At 71.5% G+C, this 16,120-nt stretch carries 13 protein-coding genes; 6 read left to right on the top strand and 7 right to left on the bottom strand.

The genetic code is table 11. The features are described from left to right. Positions 1-98 precede the first annotated feature (98 nt). Both BM290_RS04695 and BM290_RS04690 read right to left on the bottom strand, forming a co-directional pair. Positions 99-827: an SDR family oxidoreductase gene (locus tag BM290_RS04695; RefSeq protein WP_239143380.1), complete on the bottom strand. Its 729-nt coding sequence runs from the start codon at positions 825-827 to the stop codon at positions 99-101. Between the two features lie 40 nt (positions 828-867). Then, positions 868-1,446 carry a TetR/AcrR family transcriptional regulator gene (locus BM290_RS04690; RefSeq protein WP_093610360.1) on the bottom strand — a complete coding sequence of 193 codons (579 nt, stop codon included), beginning with the start codon at positions 1,444-1,446 and terminating at the stop codon, positions 868-870. Between the two features lie 164 nt (positions 1,447-1,610). Here BM290_RS04690 and BM290_RS04685 point away from each other — a divergent pair, with 164 nt between their 5' ends. Then, on the top strand, positions 1,611-2,264 hold the full coding sequence (locus BM290_RS04685) for an HAD family hydrolase (protein ID WP_093610358.1): 654 nt from the start codon (positions 1,611-1,613) through the stop codon (positions 2,262-2,264). 149 nt (positions 2,265-2,413) lie between these two features. Then, on the top strand, positions 2,414-3,331 hold the full coding sequence (locus BM290_RS04680; RefSeq protein ID WP_373871025.1) for a serine protein kinase RIO: 918 nt from the start codon (positions 2,414-2,416) through the stop codon (positions 3,329-3,331). Between the two features lie 39 nt (positions 3,332-3,370). Here the strand turns inward: BM290_RS04680 and BM290_RS04675 are convergent, their stop codons facing one another. Then, on the bottom strand, positions 3,371-3,616 hold the full coding sequence (locus BM290_RS04675) for a DUF2630 family protein (RefSeq protein ID WP_093610356.1): 246 nt from the start codon (positions 3,614-3,616) through the stop codon (positions 3,371-3,373). A 13-nt stretch (positions 3,617-3,629) separates the two neighbouring features. Beyond that, entirely contained in the window at positions 3,630-4,343 is a 714-nt protein-coding gene (locus BM290_RS04670; protein ID WP_143133618.1) for a hypothetical protein, read from the bottom strand. A 31-nt stretch (positions 4,344-4,374) separates the two neighbouring features. On the opposite strand from BM290_RS04670, the gene BM290_RS04665 reads away from it, so the two are divergent. Both BM290_RS04665 and BM290_RS04660 read left to right on the top strand, forming a co-directional pair. Further along, a complete protein-coding gene (locus BM290_RS04665; protein ID WP_093610352.1) occupies positions 4,375-4,965 on the top strand; it encodes a sugar O-acetyltransferase in 591 nt (196 codons plus the stop codon). Further along, positions 4,962-5,330 carry a hypothetical protein gene (locus tag BM290_RS04660; protein WP_093610350.1) on the top strand — a complete coding sequence of 123 codons (369 nt, stop codon included), beginning with the start codon at positions 4,962-4,964 and terminating at the stop codon, positions 5,328-5,330. The genes BM290_RS04665 and BM290_RS04660 overlap by 4 nt, the downstream gene beginning before the upstream one ends. Positions 5,331-5,422: 92 nt before the next feature. Here the strand turns inward: BM290_RS04660 and acnA are convergent, their stop codons facing one another. Continuing rightward, positions 5,423-8,200 carry an aconitate hydratase AcnA gene (acnA, locus tag BM290_RS04655; RefSeq protein WP_177319612.1) on the bottom strand — a complete coding sequence of 926 codons (2,778 nt, stop codon included), beginning with the start codon at positions 8,198-8,200 and terminating at the stop codon, positions 5,423-5,425. A gap of 207 nt (positions 8,201-8,407) precedes the next feature. Here acnA and pulA point away from each other — a divergent pair, with 207 nt between their 5' ends. Both pulA and BM290_RS04645 read left to right on the top strand, forming a co-directional pair. Beyond that, complete coding sequence (gene pulA / locus BM290_RS04650) at positions 8,408-11,593, top strand: pullulanase-type alpha-1,6-glucosidase (RefSeq protein ID WP_093611181.1); 3,186 nt, start codon at positions 8,408-8,410, stop codon at positions 11,591-11,593. Positions 11,594-11,718: 125 nt separating this feature from the next. Next, on the top strand, positions 11,719-12,243 hold the full coding sequence (locus BM290_RS04645; RefSeq protein WP_239143379.1) for a DUF6174 domain-containing protein: 525 nt from the start codon (positions 11,719-11,721) through the stop codon (positions 12,241-12,243). 135 nt (positions 12,244-12,378) lie between these two features. On the opposite strand, the gene BM290_RS04640 is transcribed toward BM290_RS04645, so the two are convergent. Continuing rightward, complete coding sequence (locus BM290_RS04640) at positions 12,379-13,338, bottom strand: alpha/beta hydrolase (RefSeq protein WP_093610346.1); 960 nt, start codon at positions 13,336-13,338, stop codon at positions 12,379-12,381. Between the two features lie 53 nt (positions 13,339-13,391). Further along, positions 13,392-16,112, bottom strand: coding sequence for an ATP-binding protein (locus tag BM290_RS04635; RefSeq protein ID WP_093610344.1), 2,721 nt, complete (start codon positions 16,110-16,112; stop codon positions 13,392-13,394). Positions 16,113-16,120 lie beyond the last annotated feature (8 nt).

Below are 16,120 nucleotides of genomic sequence, written 5' to 3'. Positions count from 1 at the left end.
TGCCCGCGCGGGCGGGGACGGTGGGTCGCCTGCGGCGGAACTCCCGGGAAGGCGGGATCCGGCCCGCCCACCCGACGGGAAGGAGCGGAGGCGGCCGTTCAGGCGAGGGTGTGGCCGCCGTTCACGGCGATGCGCTCGCCGGTGATGAAACGGGACTGCTCGGAGGCCAGGAAGGCGACCACGTCGGCGACCTCGGACGGGGTGCCCATCCGGGCCAGGGGCACCTCGCGCCGGTAGTCCTCGACCTGGTCGGCGGGGACGTCCGCGTGGCGTTCGACCGGGATCCAGCCGGGGGCGACCAGGTTCACGGTGATGCCGAGCGGGCCGAGCTCCCGGGCCCAGGTGCGGGTCAGGGAGAGCTGGGCGGCCTTGGCGGCGCTGTAGGCGGACATCCCCGGGGCGGAGCGCTCGGGAAGGTCGGAGCCGATGTGGATGATGCGGCCGCCACCGAGGCGACGCATGTCGGGTACGGCCGCCCGCATCAGCAGTGTCGGGCTCTTCACGAAGAACAGCAGCTGGTCGAGGTGGTCCTGCCAGGTGAGGTCGAGCGCTGCCCGTACCGGCTGAGGTCCGGTGGCGTTGGGGATCAGGACCCGGACCGGACCGAGAACGTCCCGGACCGCGGGGAGGAGGGCCGCGACGGCGGCCTCGTCGGTGGCGTCGGCGCGGAACGCGGCGGCCGTGCCACCGGCCGCGACGATGTCGGCGACGACGCGGTCGGCGCCCTCCGGATCGGGCAGGTGGTTGACCGCGACCGGCCATCCGCCGGCGGCGAGCCGGCGCGCGATCGCCGCGCCGAGCCCGCGCGACGCCCCGGTGATCAGCACCGATCCGGGTGATTTCGGGGAAGGTCGGGTGGCCGGCATGTCAGTGGCGGCGGACGGCGTCCTCGACCACGTCGAGGACGGCGGCGAGCTCCCCGGCGGGGCGGCCGGTGGCCAGATGGAGGACGAGACCGTCGTACGCCAGCTCGAGGAACTGGGTGAGGACCTCGACGGGCACGTCCTCGCGGAGGACGCCGGCCTCACGCTGGCGCTGGAGGCGCTCGCGGGTGGCGTCGGCGATGGCGGCGGAGCGCTGGGCCCAGCGTTTGGCGAAAGCCGCATCGGTACGCCGTCGGTGCGCCACCTCCAGCTGGGTGCCGAGCCAGCCGGCCGTGTCGCCCTCGCTGTTGCCGGCGCGTTCGAGCAGGTCACGCATCACCTGGACGAGACCGTTGCGGGCGACGGTCTCAGCCATCCGGGCGGCGTCGTCCTCGGCGACGGCGAGGAACAGATGTTCCTTGTCACGGAAATGGTGGAAAATCGCGCCGCGTGACATGCCGGTGGCCTCTTCGAGCCGGTGGACCGTCGCGCCGTTGTATCCGAACCGCGCGAAGCACGTGCGGGACGCGCTGAGGATCTCCTGGCGTCGGGCATCGAGCTGGTCCTGGCTCACTCTGGGCACACCGTTGATCGTGTCATGGGCCAGGACTTTCTTGCAATCCGTACGTACGGCTTACTAGAGCCGGGTGTCCCTCGATCGGATGATGCGAATTTCGTCATGCTCTCAGTGCTTTGTTAACACTCCTGGACTGTTCGCTTCCGGGAGTGCTCACGTAAAGTGCCCGCGTGCCTCTAGTCTTCCTCGCTCTGGACGACACCCTGCTCGACCGCAGTGGTGCGTTCCGGCTGTGGGCGAAGGGGTTCCTCGATGAGATCTCGGCGCCACAGGACGATCTGGAGTGGCTGGTCGGGGTCGACGCGGACGGTCTGACCTCCCGGTGGGACCTGGCTGACCTGATCCGTGACCGCTACCGGCTGCGGATCTCCTCGATCGACCTGGTCGACGAACTGAACGGTGGGCCACTCACCTACGAACGCCTCGACCCGATGATCGGTTGCGCGCTGGAGATCGCCGGCGACGCGGGGCTGGTGCCGGTGGTGGTCACGAACGGGCCGGCCGAGCAGCAGGACGCCCGGATCCGGCGGACCGGACTGGACCGGTATGTCGCCGACTGGGTGATCTCCGAGGAGTGCGGGGTGAGCAAGCCGAACCCGCGGATCTTCGCGATGGCCGCCCAGCGGGTCCGCATGCGGCTGGCCGGGGCCTGGGTGGTCGGTGACAGCCCGGAGGCCGACATCGGCGGCGCCGCGGCGCTCGGTCTGCCCAGCGTGTGGCTGCACCGCGGGCGTGAGTGGGTGGACAACCGGTTCGCGCCGACCCATGCGGTCGGTAACGTGATCCAGGGCCTGTCCGCGATCATGGCGGCGCGCTCGAAATAAATCGGTTGCGCCCGCCGCGGTGATCGGAAAGAGTGGGCGCGCTGTAACGAGAACCCGACGAGAGAGAAGGGGGTGGACCTCATGGCCGTCTTTGTGATGCCTGCTGTCCCCGCTTCCCCGAAAACTTCTTTCTCCGAGGAGAACCTCCAGTGCGCGAGCACGACTCTTACGGCTCCACCACCATGCGCGGCAAGCGCCGCAAGTTCGACGACGACGATCCCACTTTCGTAAAGCGCGGCCGGATCGAGCCGGCTCTGCAGGAGGACCCGGATCTGCCCGAGGAGGGCGACCGCTGGTCCACGTGGGACGGCGCTCTGCACGGCCCCGAGCCCCGGCCCGACTGGGTGCGTACCGAGTACGGCGCGGTCGACACCGAGCTGGGGATGCTCAAGACCGGTAAGGAAGCCGACGTCTTCCTGGTGCGCCGGGCGATCCCGGGCACCGACAAGATCAGCATGCTGGCCGTCAAGCGATACCGCGACGGCGACCACCGGATGTTCCACCGTGACGCCGGTTATCTCGAGGGACGCCGGGTCCGCCGGTCCCGTGAGATGCGGGCGATGAACAACCGGACCGCCTTCGGCAAGGAGATGATCTCCGGGCAGTGGTCGGCGGCCGAGTTCGGCGCGCTCGGCCGGCTGTGGCAGATCGGGCAGGAGAGCGGCCTGGTCTGCGTCCCCTACCCGGTCCAGCTGATCGGCACCGAGCTGATGATGGAGTTCATCGGCGACTGGGAGACCGGCGAGGCGGCGCCACGGCTCGCCCAGGTGCGGGTCGACCAGGATCAGCTGGCCGACCTGTGGCGGCAGATGACCGACGCGCTGTCGGTGCTGGCCCGGGCGCAGGTCGCGCACGGTGACCTGTCGCCGTACAACACGATGGTGCACGACGGGCGGCTCGTCATGATCGACCTGCCGCAGATCGTGGACGTCATCGCCAACCCGCGCGGTGGCGAGTTCATCGCTCGTGACGTGCGCAACGTGGCGGGCTGGTTCCGCTCGCGGGGCCTGGAGACCGACGAGGACGCGCTGATCGAGCGCCTGCACTTCGAGGCGGGACTGCGCTGACGGCCGGCCGGAGCCGGGGCCCCGAGGCCCCGGCTCAGCTCACTGAAGGTAGTTCTCCACCTCGGAGACGCTGTGAGCCTGCTCGCCGTCCGGATCGTGGCCGACGTCACGGGCCGCCCGGCGGCGTCGCAGCAGGTCCCAGCACTGGTCGAGCGACTCTTCCAGGTCCTTGAGGCGGGTGTGCTCCTCGTCGGACGAGATCTTGCCCTCGCTCAGCTGGCGGCGCAGCTGGTGCTCCTCGTCGACCAGTTCGTTGATCCGGCCGAGCACTGTCTTGTCATCCATTCCCGAAGCCTATTCACCACACCGGCTCCGGTGGCACACCGCCTGGTGTGTCCGGTAGCCCGAGTCCGGAACGCATCTCCGCGATGTCGTCCCGGAGCCGATGGAACAGCGCCGGCGGGTCGTCGGCGAGCGCGCCCAGTGCCGCGGCCCGCCGGCCCAGGTCGTGCTCCCACGCCACGGCCAGCCGGTCCGGCCGGATCCGGTCGAAGTGCTTCCGCGCCAGCGCGGCTTCGCCGCTGAGCCCGGCCGCCGCGCCGGTGTGGAAGGCGTGCCACCACGACGTGGCGTTGATCCGGCTCTGCCGGGCGGACAGCACGCGCGCCACGTCGGCCGGGGTGGGGATCTCCTGCCGCAACTGCTCCACGCGCCGCCGCGCGATGCCGGTGACCTGCTCCAGATCGGTGGCGAACTGGTCGTCGCGGACGTGCCGGACGGCCTGCACCCACACGTGACCGTCCTGGCGCCGCTCGGTGGCGAAATCGCCGGTGTCCTCCCGCCAGTACACCGGGCCGCCCAGGTCGTAGGTGAACTCCGGCATCGGGCCCCACAGGAACTTCGCGGCCACCGCCAGCCGGGTGTCCCCGCCCCGCGCCCGTTCGAGGACGACGAGGAGCAGCCACCAGCCGCGATCCTCGACCCACGTGCGGGTGCGGTTCTGCCGGCGCAGTCCGAGGGGACGCAGCGCCGCCTGTGCCGCGGCGACGACCATCTGATCGGGGGTGGGCATCGATCGACCCTAACGGGGATAGGGTCGGCCGGTGACGCTTGACGCTCAGAGAGAGCACATTCTCTCCGGCCGGATGTACAACGACCTCACCGCGGAGCTGGTGCAGGCGCGGGAACGGACCGTGCTGCTGACGAATGAGTACAACGACAGTTTCGGCAAGCCGCAGGCGGAGCGGGAGGCGATCCTGCGGCGGCTGCTCGCATCGGTGGGTGAGGGGTGTCACTTCGAGCCGACGTTCCGGTGCGAGTTCGGGTTCAACATCAGCATCGGGGACGCCTTCTACGCCAACTTCGACTGCGTGATGCTCGACGGCGGTGGGATCACCATCGGTGACCACGTGCTGTTCGGGCCGCGGGTCGGGATCTACACGTCCAACCACGCGATCGACGCGGCCGAGCGGGCCGCCGGCGCCTGCTATGCCAAACCGGTGACGATCGGTGACAACGTGTGGATCGGCGGCGGGGTCACCATCAATCAGGGCGTGACCATCGGGGACGGCGCGATCGTCGCCTCCGGCAGTGTGGTCACCAAGCCGATCCCGGCCGGAGTGATCGCGGCGGGTGTCCCGGCCCGGGTGCTGCGCGAGATCACCGACGCCGACAAGACCGGCTTCCAGCCGTGACCCGGGACGGCCGGGCCGATCCGGTCACCATCCTCGCGGAGGTCAGCGACCGGGACGGCCGGGCCCGCGCCTTCGAGGTGTGGTGCTACAAGGCGGGCAAGGCAGGCTGGACGGTCGTCGTCGAGTCGACGTCGTTCGACACCGACGGCGACGAGTGCGGAGTCGTGCACGTCGAGGGGCTGCGGTATCGGATCCGGCACGGACCGCGGCTGCGCCGGCACGTCTACCACGTGGACTCGCCGTTGCATCCGATCGCGGTGGCCGTCAACCTGACCACCGGCGGCGATGCCGGGGGACCGGTCACGCATCGCGTCGAACTCACCCATGCGGCCTGGGCAGAGCCGATCATCTCCGGTACGGGGTGAGCGCCTCTTGCGTGTGGCGGGGGCGCGTGGACCGTACCCCCATGGAAAAGCCCGCCTCCCGGAACCGGGAAGCGGGCCTTGACCAGGAACTGTCAGCTGCGAAGCATCTTGCGCAGCACGTACTGCAGGATGCCGCCGTTGCGGTAGTAGTCGGCCTCGCCGGGCGTGTCGATGCGGACGACGGCGTCGAACTCGATGCCGGTGTCCGTGGTGACCTTGACCGTGCGCGGCGTGGTGCCGTCGTTGAGCTCGGTGACGCCGGCGATCGAGAAGGTCTCGGAGCCGGTGAGGCCGAGGGACGCGGCGGTCTCACCCTGGGGGAACTGCAGCGGCAGCACGCCCATGCCGATCAGGTTGGACCGGTGGATGCGCTCGTAGCTCTCCGCGATGACCGCGCGGACGCCGAGGAGCATGGTGCCCTTGGCCGCCCAGTCGCGGGAGGAGCCCGAACCGTACTCCTTGCCGGCCAGGATCACCAGCGGGACGCCGGCCTCCTGGTAGGCGACGGAGGCGTCGTAGATGGTGGTCTGCTCGCCGGTCAGGTGGTTGAGCGTGAAGCCACCCTCGACGTTGTCCAGCAGCTGGTTGCGCAGCCGGATGTTGGCGAACGTGCCACGGATCATGACCTCGTGGTTGCCGCGGCGCGAGCCGTAGCTGTTGAACTCGGCGCGCGGGACGCCGTGCTCGGCGAGGTACTTGCCGGCGGGCGAGTCCGGCTTGATCGAGCTGGCCGGGGAGATGTGGTCGGTGGTGACCGAGTCGCCCAGCTTCGCCAGCACGCGGGCGCCGGTGATGTCGGTCACCGGGCTCGGGTCGGCCTGCATGCCCTCGAAGTACGGGGGTTTGCGGACGTAGGTGGAGTCACCGGACCACGCGAAGGTGTCACCGGTCGGCGTCGGCAGCGACTGCCACTGCTCGTCGCCGGCGAAGACGTCCTGGTAGGCGGTGCTGAAGCCCTCGGCGCCGATCGCCTGCGCGATGGTGTCGTCGATCTCCTGGTTGGACGGCCAGATGTCGGTCAGGTAGACCGGCTCGCCGTCCGAGCCCGTGCCGAGCGGCTCGGTGGTGATGTCGATGTCCATCGAGCCGGCCAGGGCGTAGGCCACGACCAGCGGCGGCGAGGCCAGGTAGTTCATCTTGACGTCCGGGTTGATCCGGCCCTCGAAGTTACGGTTGCCGGAGAGGACGCTGACCGCGGTCAGGTCGTTCTCGTTGATGGCCGCCGAGACCTCCTCGGGCAGCGGGCCCGAGTTGCCGATGCAGGTGGTGCAGCCGTAGCCGACCAGGTTGAAACCGATCTTGTCGAGGTACGGCGTGAGGCCGGCCCGGTCGTAGTAGTCGGAGACGACCTTGGAACCGGGGGCCAGCGTGGTCTTCACCCACGGCTTGCGGGTCAGGCCCTTCTCCACCGCCTTCTTGGCGAGCAGCGCGGCGCCGATCATGACCTGCGGGTTCGACGTGTTGGTGCAGGACGTGATGGCGGCGATCACGACCGCGCCGTGATCCAGCTCGTAGGTCACGCCGTCGTCGCCCTTGACCACTGTCGGCTTCGACGTGCGGCCGGCGGCACCCAGGGCGGCGCTGAACGCGTGCGGCTTGTCGGCCTCGTCCTCGACGCCGTTGGCGGGCGCGTCGGACGCGGGGAACGACTCCTCGCTGGCCTCGTCGGCGTGGCCGTGCGGGGCGGCGTAGTTGGGCAGCGCGTCACGGAACGCGGACTTCGCCTCGCTCAGCAGCACGCGGTCCTGCGGGCGCTTCGGGCCGGCCAGCGACGGGACGATCGTCGAGAGGTCGAGCTCCAGCTTCTCGCTGTAGTCGGGCTCGGCGGCCGGGTCGAGCCACAGGCCCTGGCGCTTCGCATACGCCTCGACGAGCGCGACCTGCTGCTCGGTGCGGCCGGTCAGCTTCAGGTAGTCGATGGTCTGCTCGTCGATCGGGAAGATCGCGACGGTCGAACCATACTCCGGCGACATGTTGCCGATGGTCGCCCGGTTGGCCAGCGGGACGGCGCTCACGCCGGGGCCGTAGAACTCGACGAACTTGCTGACCACACCGTGCTTGCGCAGCATCTCGGTGATGGTGAGCACCAGGTCGGTGGCGGTGGTGCCGGCCGGGGCCTCGCCGGAGAGCTTGAAGCCGACGACCCGCGGGATCAGCATGGAGACCGGCTGGCCCAGCATGGCGGCCTCGGCCTCGATGCCGCCGACGCCCCAGCCCAGCACGCCCAGGCCGTTGACCATGGTGGTGTGCGAGTCGGTGCCGACGACGGTGTCCGGGTACGCCTGGCCGTTGCGCTCCATGATCGTCCGAGCCAGATACTCGATGTTGACCTGGTGCACGATGCCGGTGCCGGGCGGGACGACCTTGAACTCGTTGAACGCGGTCTGGCCCCAGCGCAGGAACTGGTAGCGCTCACGGTTGCGCTGATACTCCAGCTCGACGTTGCGCTGGAAGGCGTCCTCCCGGCCGAACAGGTCGGCGATGACCGAGTGGTCGATGACCAGCTCGGCCGGGGCGAGCGGGTTGACCTTGGTGGGGTCGCCGCCCAGGTCCTTCACGGCCTCGCGCATGGTGGCCAGGTCGACCACACAGGGAACGCCGGTGAAGTCCTGCATCAGCACCCGTGCCGGGGTGAACTGGATCTCGACACTCGGGTCGGCACTCTGATCCCAGCTGCCGAGCGCGTTGATGTGGTCGGCGGTGATGTTCGCGCCGTCCTCAGTACGCAGCAGGTTCTCCAGGAGGATCTTCAAGGAGTAGGGCAGGCGCTCGTGCCCCTTCACCTTGTCGATCGTGAAAATCTCGTAGCTCGCGTCTCCGACGCGCAGCTCGCTCTTCGCACCAAAGGTGTCGAGGCTGGCCACCGTCATCTCCTTCACACCCAGCGACTGGAAGTCAAGTCTTTCGCACCGAAAGGGCGACCTCTTGATTAGGTATGCCTAACTCTCGGTTGTGCGTCTTCGGTAAACCGTACGTCCGTCTTGCTAGCGGCTGCAAGGCGGGTCCCACGCGACGATCCTCGCAGCCTGTCCTCGGGACACCCGGAAAATGTCGTATCCCGCTGGGATGATGTGCCGGTGACGACGATGGAGATCATTGCGAGCCCGCCGGCCACCGCCACCACCCGGCCGCAATGGCTGATCGTGCACTATCACCGGCCCGACGGTGACTACGCCGACTGGGTTCTGCACGCCTGGGGCGACCTCGCGCCCGGCGCCGATCGGCGATACCCCGACGGCGCCCCGTTCGCCGGGGAGGACGCGTGGGGCAGGTTCGCCTGGGTGCGGCTGGCCGACGACGCGAAGGAGGTCGGCTTCCTGATCCTCGGCCGGCAGGGCGCGAAAGACGTCGAGGCCGACCGGTGGGTGACGCTGAGTGAGGGCAGTGAGATCTGGGTCACCGCTGGTGAGCGGCGTGTCGGCACCGAGCCGCCGGAGCTGCCGCAGCCCGGCGAGGAGACCGTGGTGATCCACTACCGGCGCCCCGGCGGCGACTACGCGGGGTGGGGCCTGCACTGCTGGGAGGGCGTGCCGGTCACTGAGAAGACCCGGTGGCACCGGCCGCACATGCCCACCCGTTTCGACGCGTTCGGGGCCGTCTTCGAGGTGCGGGTCCGGCCGGACGCGGTCGGGCTGCGCTATGTGCTGCACCGGGGCGAGGAGAAGGATCTCGCCGACGACCAGCGCCTCGACCTCACCGTGGCCCGCGAGGCCTGGCTGGTCGCCGGGGTCGCCCAGCCGGTCCGGCCGGATGTCGGGACGCTCGGCCCCGAGATCGACCCGGCCCGGGCGTATGCCGTCTTCATCGACCGGGGGACCGTCGCGCTGCCGGAGTGGTTCGCCTCCCGCGCGGTGAGCTTCACCCTCGGCTCACTGCCCCTGGTGCCCCGGCCCGGCGGCCTGTTCCAGGAGCAGAGCCGCCGTTTCCCGCACCTGCGCGCCTACCGGGCGTTCGCGGTGCGTGAGCTCGGCGACGTGGCTCTCGGTGAGATGCTCCGGGGCCGGCTCCTGGTCGCCGGGCACGACAGCGCGGGCGAGGTGGTCGCGCTCACCGCCGTGCAGCTGCAGGGCGTCCTCGACGACCTCTACGCGAGCGCCGCCGGCGCCGAGCTGGGCCCGGTCGTCGACGACCAGGAGAGGCCGCGCCTGTCGGTCTGGGCGCCCACCGCCCGCACCGTGGAGCTGGAGCTCTTCCGCGAGCCCGGCGAGGAGCCGCGGGTGCTGGCGATGGAGCGTGACGACGTGACCGGTGTCTGGTCGATCACCGGCAAACGCAAGTGGATCAACAGGTGGTACAGGTTTCGCGTCCAGGTGTGGCAGCCGGCCGCCCAGCGCATGGTCACCACCAGCGTCACCGACCCGTATTCGGTGTCGCTGGCCACCGACTCCACCCACAGCCAGCTCGTCGACCTGTCCGATCCGGCGCTCTGCCCGCCCGGCTGGGCCGACGCGGTCCGGCCCGAGGCGGTGCCACCGGCCCGGATGCAGATCAGCGAGGTGTCGGTTCGTGACTTCTCCATCGCCGACGTGACGGTGCCGGCCGACGAGCGGGGCACCTATCTGGCGTTCACCCGCCACTCCTCGGCCGGCATGCGCCACCTGAGGTCGCTCGCCGAGGCCGGGCTCACCCACGTGCACCTGCTGCCGGTCAACGATTTCGCCACGGTGCCCGACCGGCGGGCCGACCAGGCGGCGCCCCTCTGCGACCTGGCGTCGTTCCCGCCCGACTCGACGGAGCAGCAGCGGGCCGTCATGGCGGTGGCCGACACCGACGGTTTCAACTGGGGCTACGACCCGTGGCACTGGACCACCCCGGAGGGCAGCTACGCCACCGACCCGGCCGGCACGGCGCGGATCGTGGAGCTGCGCGCGGCGGTGGCGGCGCTGCACACGGCCGGCCTGCGGGTGGTCCTCGACGTCGTCTACAACCACACCATGGGCGACGGGCTGGACAGGTTCAGCGTCCTCGACCGGATCGTCCCCGGCTACTATCACCGGCTGCTCGCCGACGGCAGCACCGCCGAGTCGAGCTGCTGCCCCAACACCGCCACCGAGCACACCATGATGGGCCGGCTCGTCGTCGACTCGCTCGTCACCTGGGCCCGGGAGTACCGGATCGACGGCTTCCGGTTCGACCTGATGGGCCACCACCCGCGGGCCAACATCCTGCAGGCGCGGGCGGCCCTCGACCGGCTGCGGCCCGACATCGCCCTCTACGGCGAGGGGTGGAATTTCGGCGAGGTCGCGTATGACGCCCGGTTCGCCCAGGCCACCCAGGTCAACATGGCCGGCACCGGGATCGGCACGTTCAACGACCGGCTGCGCGACGCGATCCGGGGCGGCGCGGCCTTCGGCGACGACCCGGCGGTGCGCGGCTTCGCGACCGGGCTCGGCGCGGCCGTGCCGCTGTGGCTGCACGACCAGATCAAGGTGGGGCTCTCCGGGGCACTCGCCACCTTCCGGTTCGTGGCCCATGACGGCGTCGAGCACAGCGGCGCGCAGATCGGCTACCACGGCGCGCCCGCCGGTTACGCCCATCAGCCGGGCGAGGCGGTCAACTATGTGGACGCCCACGACAACGAGATCCTGTATGACGCGATGGCCTTCAAGCTGCCACCCGGGATCTCCCAGGTCGACCGGGCGCGGATGCAGGTCCTCGCGCTGTCGCTGGTGGTGCTGAGCCAGGGCGCCGCGTTCGTGGCGCTGGGCACCGAGCGGCTCCGGTCGAAATCGCTGGACCGTAACTCGTACAACTCCGGTGACTGGTTCAACCAGATCCGCTGGGACCCGGCTCTCGGCAACGGGTTCGGGGTGGGGCTGCCACCGGAGGCCGACAACGGCGACAAATGGGACTGGGCCCGGCCGCTGCTCGGGGACCCGGCGCTCGTCCCGTCGCCGGATGTGATCGAGCTGGCCGCCGAGCGGTATCGGGAGTTGCTGCGGATCCGCCGATCGTCGCCGGTCTTTGGGCTGCCCACCGCCGAGGAGGTGGAGCGGCGGCTGACTTTCCCGGCCGGCGGCCCGGGCGAGCAGCCGGGCGTGATCGTGATGTGCCTGGACGGCAGCGGCCTGGACCCGCACTGGGCCCGCCTCGTCGTGGTGTTCAACGCCACCGACGGCACGGTCCGTCCGGCGATCCCCGGGCCGGACCGGTTGCGGCTGCACCCGGAGTTGACCGGCTCGATCGACCCGGTGCTGCGGGCGGCCACGGCGTTCGAGGTGCCGAGGCGGTCGGTCGCGGTGTTCGTGGACGACATCCCCTGAGCGGCCGGGCGACGTCGACGTGGCGCCGGGCGACGTGGGCGGGGCCGGCAGGGCGTGGTGGCCCGGCCGGGATGGTGCGGCATCCCCTGACCGCCGGGCTGCGGCGCTGCGCTACATTGCGCCGCGTGAGGCGTCGAGCGGAGGTAGTGGTGCGGGTAGAGCGTGCCCTGTGCGCGTTGATGGTGGTCGGGCTGGTCGGCGGCTGCACCTCGTCCGGGGACGACAAGCCGAAGATCGAGGACCCGAGCCCGGCCGTCGCCGCGTCGGCGCCGCCCTGGACTGAGCCGGCCGCCTACAGCTTCACGCTGACCCGCGGATGTGAGTCGACGCCGGTCGGTGAGTATCGGGCGACCGTCAAGGACGGCGTGCTCAGCGCCGCCGAACGGGTCGGCGCGGTGGCCGTGGTGCCGTCCGCCTCCGCCGAGGTGGATCTCGGCCCGGTCACCGAGGGGCAGCAGGGCGAGGAGATCGACGTTCCGACACTCGGTGAACTGGTCGCCATGGCGGAGACCGCGGGCGAGGACGGTGCCGAGGTCGCCACCAAGTACGACACCACCGACGGCCACCCGGTCCAGGTGAAGATCAACGTCGAGGACGATCCGGCCGCCGCCGAATGCTGGAACGTGACGGAGTACAAGCCGGGGTCCTGACGCCGGTCCGTGAGCGCGGGGCCGGGCCGCCGGGCGTGGGCGCGGGGCTGGACCGCCGGGCGTGAGCGCGGGGCCGGGCCGCCGGGCGTGAGAGCGGGGCGGCGCGTGGGAAGCCGCCGCCCCGGAGGCGATGCGTCAGGGGTGCAGGGCGTCGCGCAGGAAGTCGCCGCCCTGGCGGGTCGCGGCCTTTGCGGCGTGGGTGTCCTTGAGCGCGTTCAGCAGCACGAAGTCGTGGATGATCCCCTGGTAACGCACGGCCGTCACGTCCACACCGGCGGCGCGCAGCTTGGCGGCGTACGCCTCGCCCTCGTCGCGCAGCACGTCCGCCTCGGCGACGATGACCAGCGCCTTCGGCAGGCCCGCGAGGTCCTCGAGAGTGGCCCGCAGCGGTGACGCGGTGATCTGCGCCCGCTCCGCCTCCTCGGTCGTGTACTGGTCCCAGAACCACTGCATGCCGTCTCGCCGGAGGAAGTAGCCCTCGGCGAACTGGTGGTACGAGTCGGTGTCGAAGTTCGCGTCGGTCACCGGGTAGAACAGCAGCTGCGCGGTGATCGCCGGGCCGGAGCGCTGCTTCGCCAGCAGGGTCAGGGCGGCGGTCATGTTGCCACCGACCGAGTCGCCGGCGACCGCGATGCGGGTGGCGTCCAGGTCGTGCTCGGCGCCGTGCGTGGCGACCAATTCCAGGGCGGCGTACACCTGCTCGACGGCGACCGGGTAGCGGGCCTCGGGGGAGCGGTCGTACTCGACGAAGACGGTCGCCGCGTTCGCGCGGACGGTCAGCTCCCGGACGAGGCGGTCGTGGGTGTTCGCGTCGCCGAAGACCCAGCCGGCGCCGTGCGTGTAGATCAGCACCGGCAGCGGCCCGGTCACCCCGGCCGGGCGCAGGATGCGTACCTTCACCTCGCCGGTCGGGCCGCCCGCGAAGGTCAGGTCCCGCACGTCGGCGGCGGGCGTCTCGACGCCGGTGCCGTCCTGCACCGACTCGACCGCCTTGCGGCCCTCCTCGGGACCCAGGTCGAACAGGTACGGCGGGTTCGCGGTCGCCTCGACGAAGGCCTGCGCGGCCGGTTCGAGGACGGGCTTCGGGTAGCTCATCGGATCCTCCTGAAGATCGGTCGAGGACCAGCCAACCGTGGATCAGTGCGAGATCAGTGCATTTCCGATGCACTCATGATCCGGTCCACCGTGGCGACGAAGCGATCCACGTCCTGGCCGAGAGCCTGCCGGTAGGCCGGCCCGTGGCGGCGCATCAGGTCCTGGAAGGTCTCGCCGGCGGCCCGTGCCCGCTCGTGATCGCCCAGACGGTCGCTGGCCTCGGCGAGGAACGCGTAGATCGGCAGCCGGATGTGGATCTCGCCCGGCGGGACGTGCTCGGCCGCCCACCGGGCCATCGCGGCGGCCTGCCGGTGATCGCCCATCAGCAGGCAGATCTCGGCGAGCCGGGTCGCCGCGTTGTTGCGCAGGTCGTCGAGGCCGGTGGCGAGGGCGATGTCGAACGCCTCCCGGGCGAGCGCCACCGACTCGGGGAGCTGCCCGTCGTCCTGCAGGGTCCGGGCGAGCGCGTCGATGCAGTACACCAGGACGGTCGGCTCGCCGGTCAGCCGCGCGGCCCGGACCGACCGGCGCAGCAGGGGCAGGGCCTGCTCGCGGTCCTCCCCGGCGAGGGACAGTCCCAGGTTGCGCAGCACGTGCGCCTGCCCGATCACGTCGTCCGCGCGTTCGGCGATGTCCAGCGCCCGGCGCAGCAGCAGCCGGGAGACCGCCGGGTCGGTGGGGCTCTCGACGAGGGCGGCCTCGCGCAGCATCGCGGCCTCCAGCACCGGCTCGCCGAGGTCGCCGACGACGTCCAGGACCCGCCTGGTCTGCTCGCGGGAGTCCGAGTACGGCTCGGCCCTGGCGGACCGGACGGCCCGCAGGTACAGCACCGTCAGCACGGCCTCCCGGTGGTGGCCGTGCAGCAGGGCCAGGTCCACGATGCAGGCGAGGGCGGCCTGTTCCCGGGCGTACCAGCGCAGGGCGTCGCCGAGGTCCGCCATCGGCGTGGGCGTCAGGCCCGGCGACGCCGGGCCGAGCGGGGCGATCTCCGGACGGCCGAAGGTCAGGTACGCGGCGCGGGCGTCGCGCAGACAGTGCTCGACGAGCCGCCGGACCGCGTCGGCGCGTTCGTCGCCGAGCAACTCCCCGGCGTAGGCCCGGAGCAGGTCGTGCAGGGTGTACCGCTGTCGTCCCGCCTCGGTGATCATGTTGGCCGCGCACAGTTCGGCGAGCGCGGCGCGGACGGCCGGCCCGGTCCCGGCGATGCTGGCCGCCGCCTCGACCGGGATCTCCGGCCCGGTGTGCACCGAGAGCAGCCGGAACAGCCGGGCCGCCGGCGGGCTCAGCGCCAGGTAGGACCAGGACAGCGCCGATCGGACGTCGTCGTGCGGCTCACCGGTGGTGAGGGCGTCCAGCCGGGCCTGTGAGGCCAGCTCCTCGACCAGGTCGGCGAGCTTGAGTTCGGGCCGGACCGCGGCGTGGGCCGCGGTGATCGACAGCGCCAGTGGCAGTCCGGCACAGAACCGGACGAGGTCGGTGGTCGCCTCCGGCTCCGCGGCCGGCCGGGGCGCCCCGATCCGCTTCGCGAGCAGGTCGCGGGCGCCCGCGTCGCTGAGCCGGCCGACCGGGACCGCCTGGGCGCCCTCGTGCGCCACCAGGCCGGCGAGGCGGTTGCGGCTGGTCACCAGCACCAGGCAGCCGGGCGCGCCGGGCAGCAGCGGGCGGACCTGCTCGGAGTCCCGCGCGTTGTCCAGCAGGATGATCATGCGCCGGTCGGCGACCGCCGAGCGGAACCGCGCGGACCTGGCGTCGACGTCGTCCGGCAGCTCGGCGAGACCCACCCCGACCGACTCGAGGAGCGTGGACAGCGCGTCGGCGGGCAGCACCACGCGGCCGCTCGGGTCGAAGCCGCGCAGGTTGACGTGGAGCTGCCCGTCCGGGTAACTGGGTGCCAGCCGGTGCGCCCAGTCCACCGCGAGGGCGGTCTTGCCGATCCCGCCCATGCCGGTGAGCACCACGATGCCGGCGCTGTGGTCGGGCAGCTCACCGCGGTCGACGAAGCCCGCCACCCGGCGCGGCAGCTGCGCCGGCCGGGGCGCCGGCGGGGTGTCCGGCTCGTCGTCGGCGAGCGCGGCCAGATGGGCGGCCCGCAGCTCGGCCCCCGGGTCGGCGCCCAGCTCGTCGGCGAGCCGCCGGCGCACCTCGTCGAAGAGCACCAGCGCCTCGGCCCGGCGGCCGGCCGCGGTCAGCAGGCGGATGATCCGGGCCTGCAGCGGCTCGTGCAGGGGCGCCGACGCGGCGATCCGCTGGAGCAGGGGGAGAAGCCGGGGCTCGGCCCGATCGGCGGCCTCGACCGCGATCTGGATGCGCTCCTGCTCGAGGGCCACGAACGCCGGATGGGTGAGCACCTCGGCGTCCAGCCCGGCGAAGGCCGGCTCCTGAACGATCTCCAGGGCCCGGGTCGCCGCGCCGGGAGTGTCCAGCAGGGCGCGCACCGCCATCAGGTCGCTGCTGCGCGCATCGGTGGCCAGGCGGTAACCCTGGCCGGCGGGCAGCACCCAGCTCCCGGTGGCGCGGCTCGCCAGCTCCGGCTCGAACAGCCGCCGGGCCTGCCCGACCAGCCGGTGCAGCTGGTTGACGGCGCTCGGTGACGGCTCGGCGCCCCAGATCAGCTCGATCAGGGTGTCCACCCCGACCGTGCCACCGCGGGCTGCGAGCAGCGCGGCCAGCAGGATCCGCAGCCGGGGCGCCCCGATGTCGACCTCGGCCCCGGACCGCCACATGCGGAGCCCGCCGTAGGAACGCAGCCGCACGGCGGGCTCGGTGGTGCTCATGTGACGAT

Source organism: Actinoplanes philippinensis, assembly GCF_900113015.1.
GTDB lineage: Bacteria > Actinomycetota > Actinomycetes > Mycobacteriales > Micromonosporaceae > Actinoplanes > Actinoplanes philippinensis.
Note: the sequence above shows the minus strand (reverse complement) of the source record. Positions and strands in the feature narration are given on the sequence as shown.

Coding starts and splice junctions, on each gene's coding strand:
- BM290_RS04640 (WP_093610346.1), bottom strand. CDS start 13,338: ATGAGCTACCCGAAGCCCGTCCTCGAACCGGCCGCGCAGGCCTTCGTC.
- acnA (WP_177319612.1), bottom strand. CDS start 8,200: ATGACGGTGGCCAGCCTCGACACCTTTGGTGCGAAGAGCGAGCTGCGC.
- BM290_RS04635 (WP_093610344.1), bottom strand. CDS start 16,112: ATGAGCACCACCGAGCCCGCCGTGCGGCTGCGTTCCTACGGCGGGCTC.
- BM290_RS04670 (WP_143133618.1), bottom strand. CDS start 4,343: ATGCCCACCCCCGATCAGATGGTCGTCGCCGCGGCACAGGCGGCGCTG.
- BM290_RS04675 (WP_093610356.1), bottom strand. CDS start 3,616: ATGGATGACAAGACAGTGCTCGGCCGGATCAACGAACTGGTCGACGAG.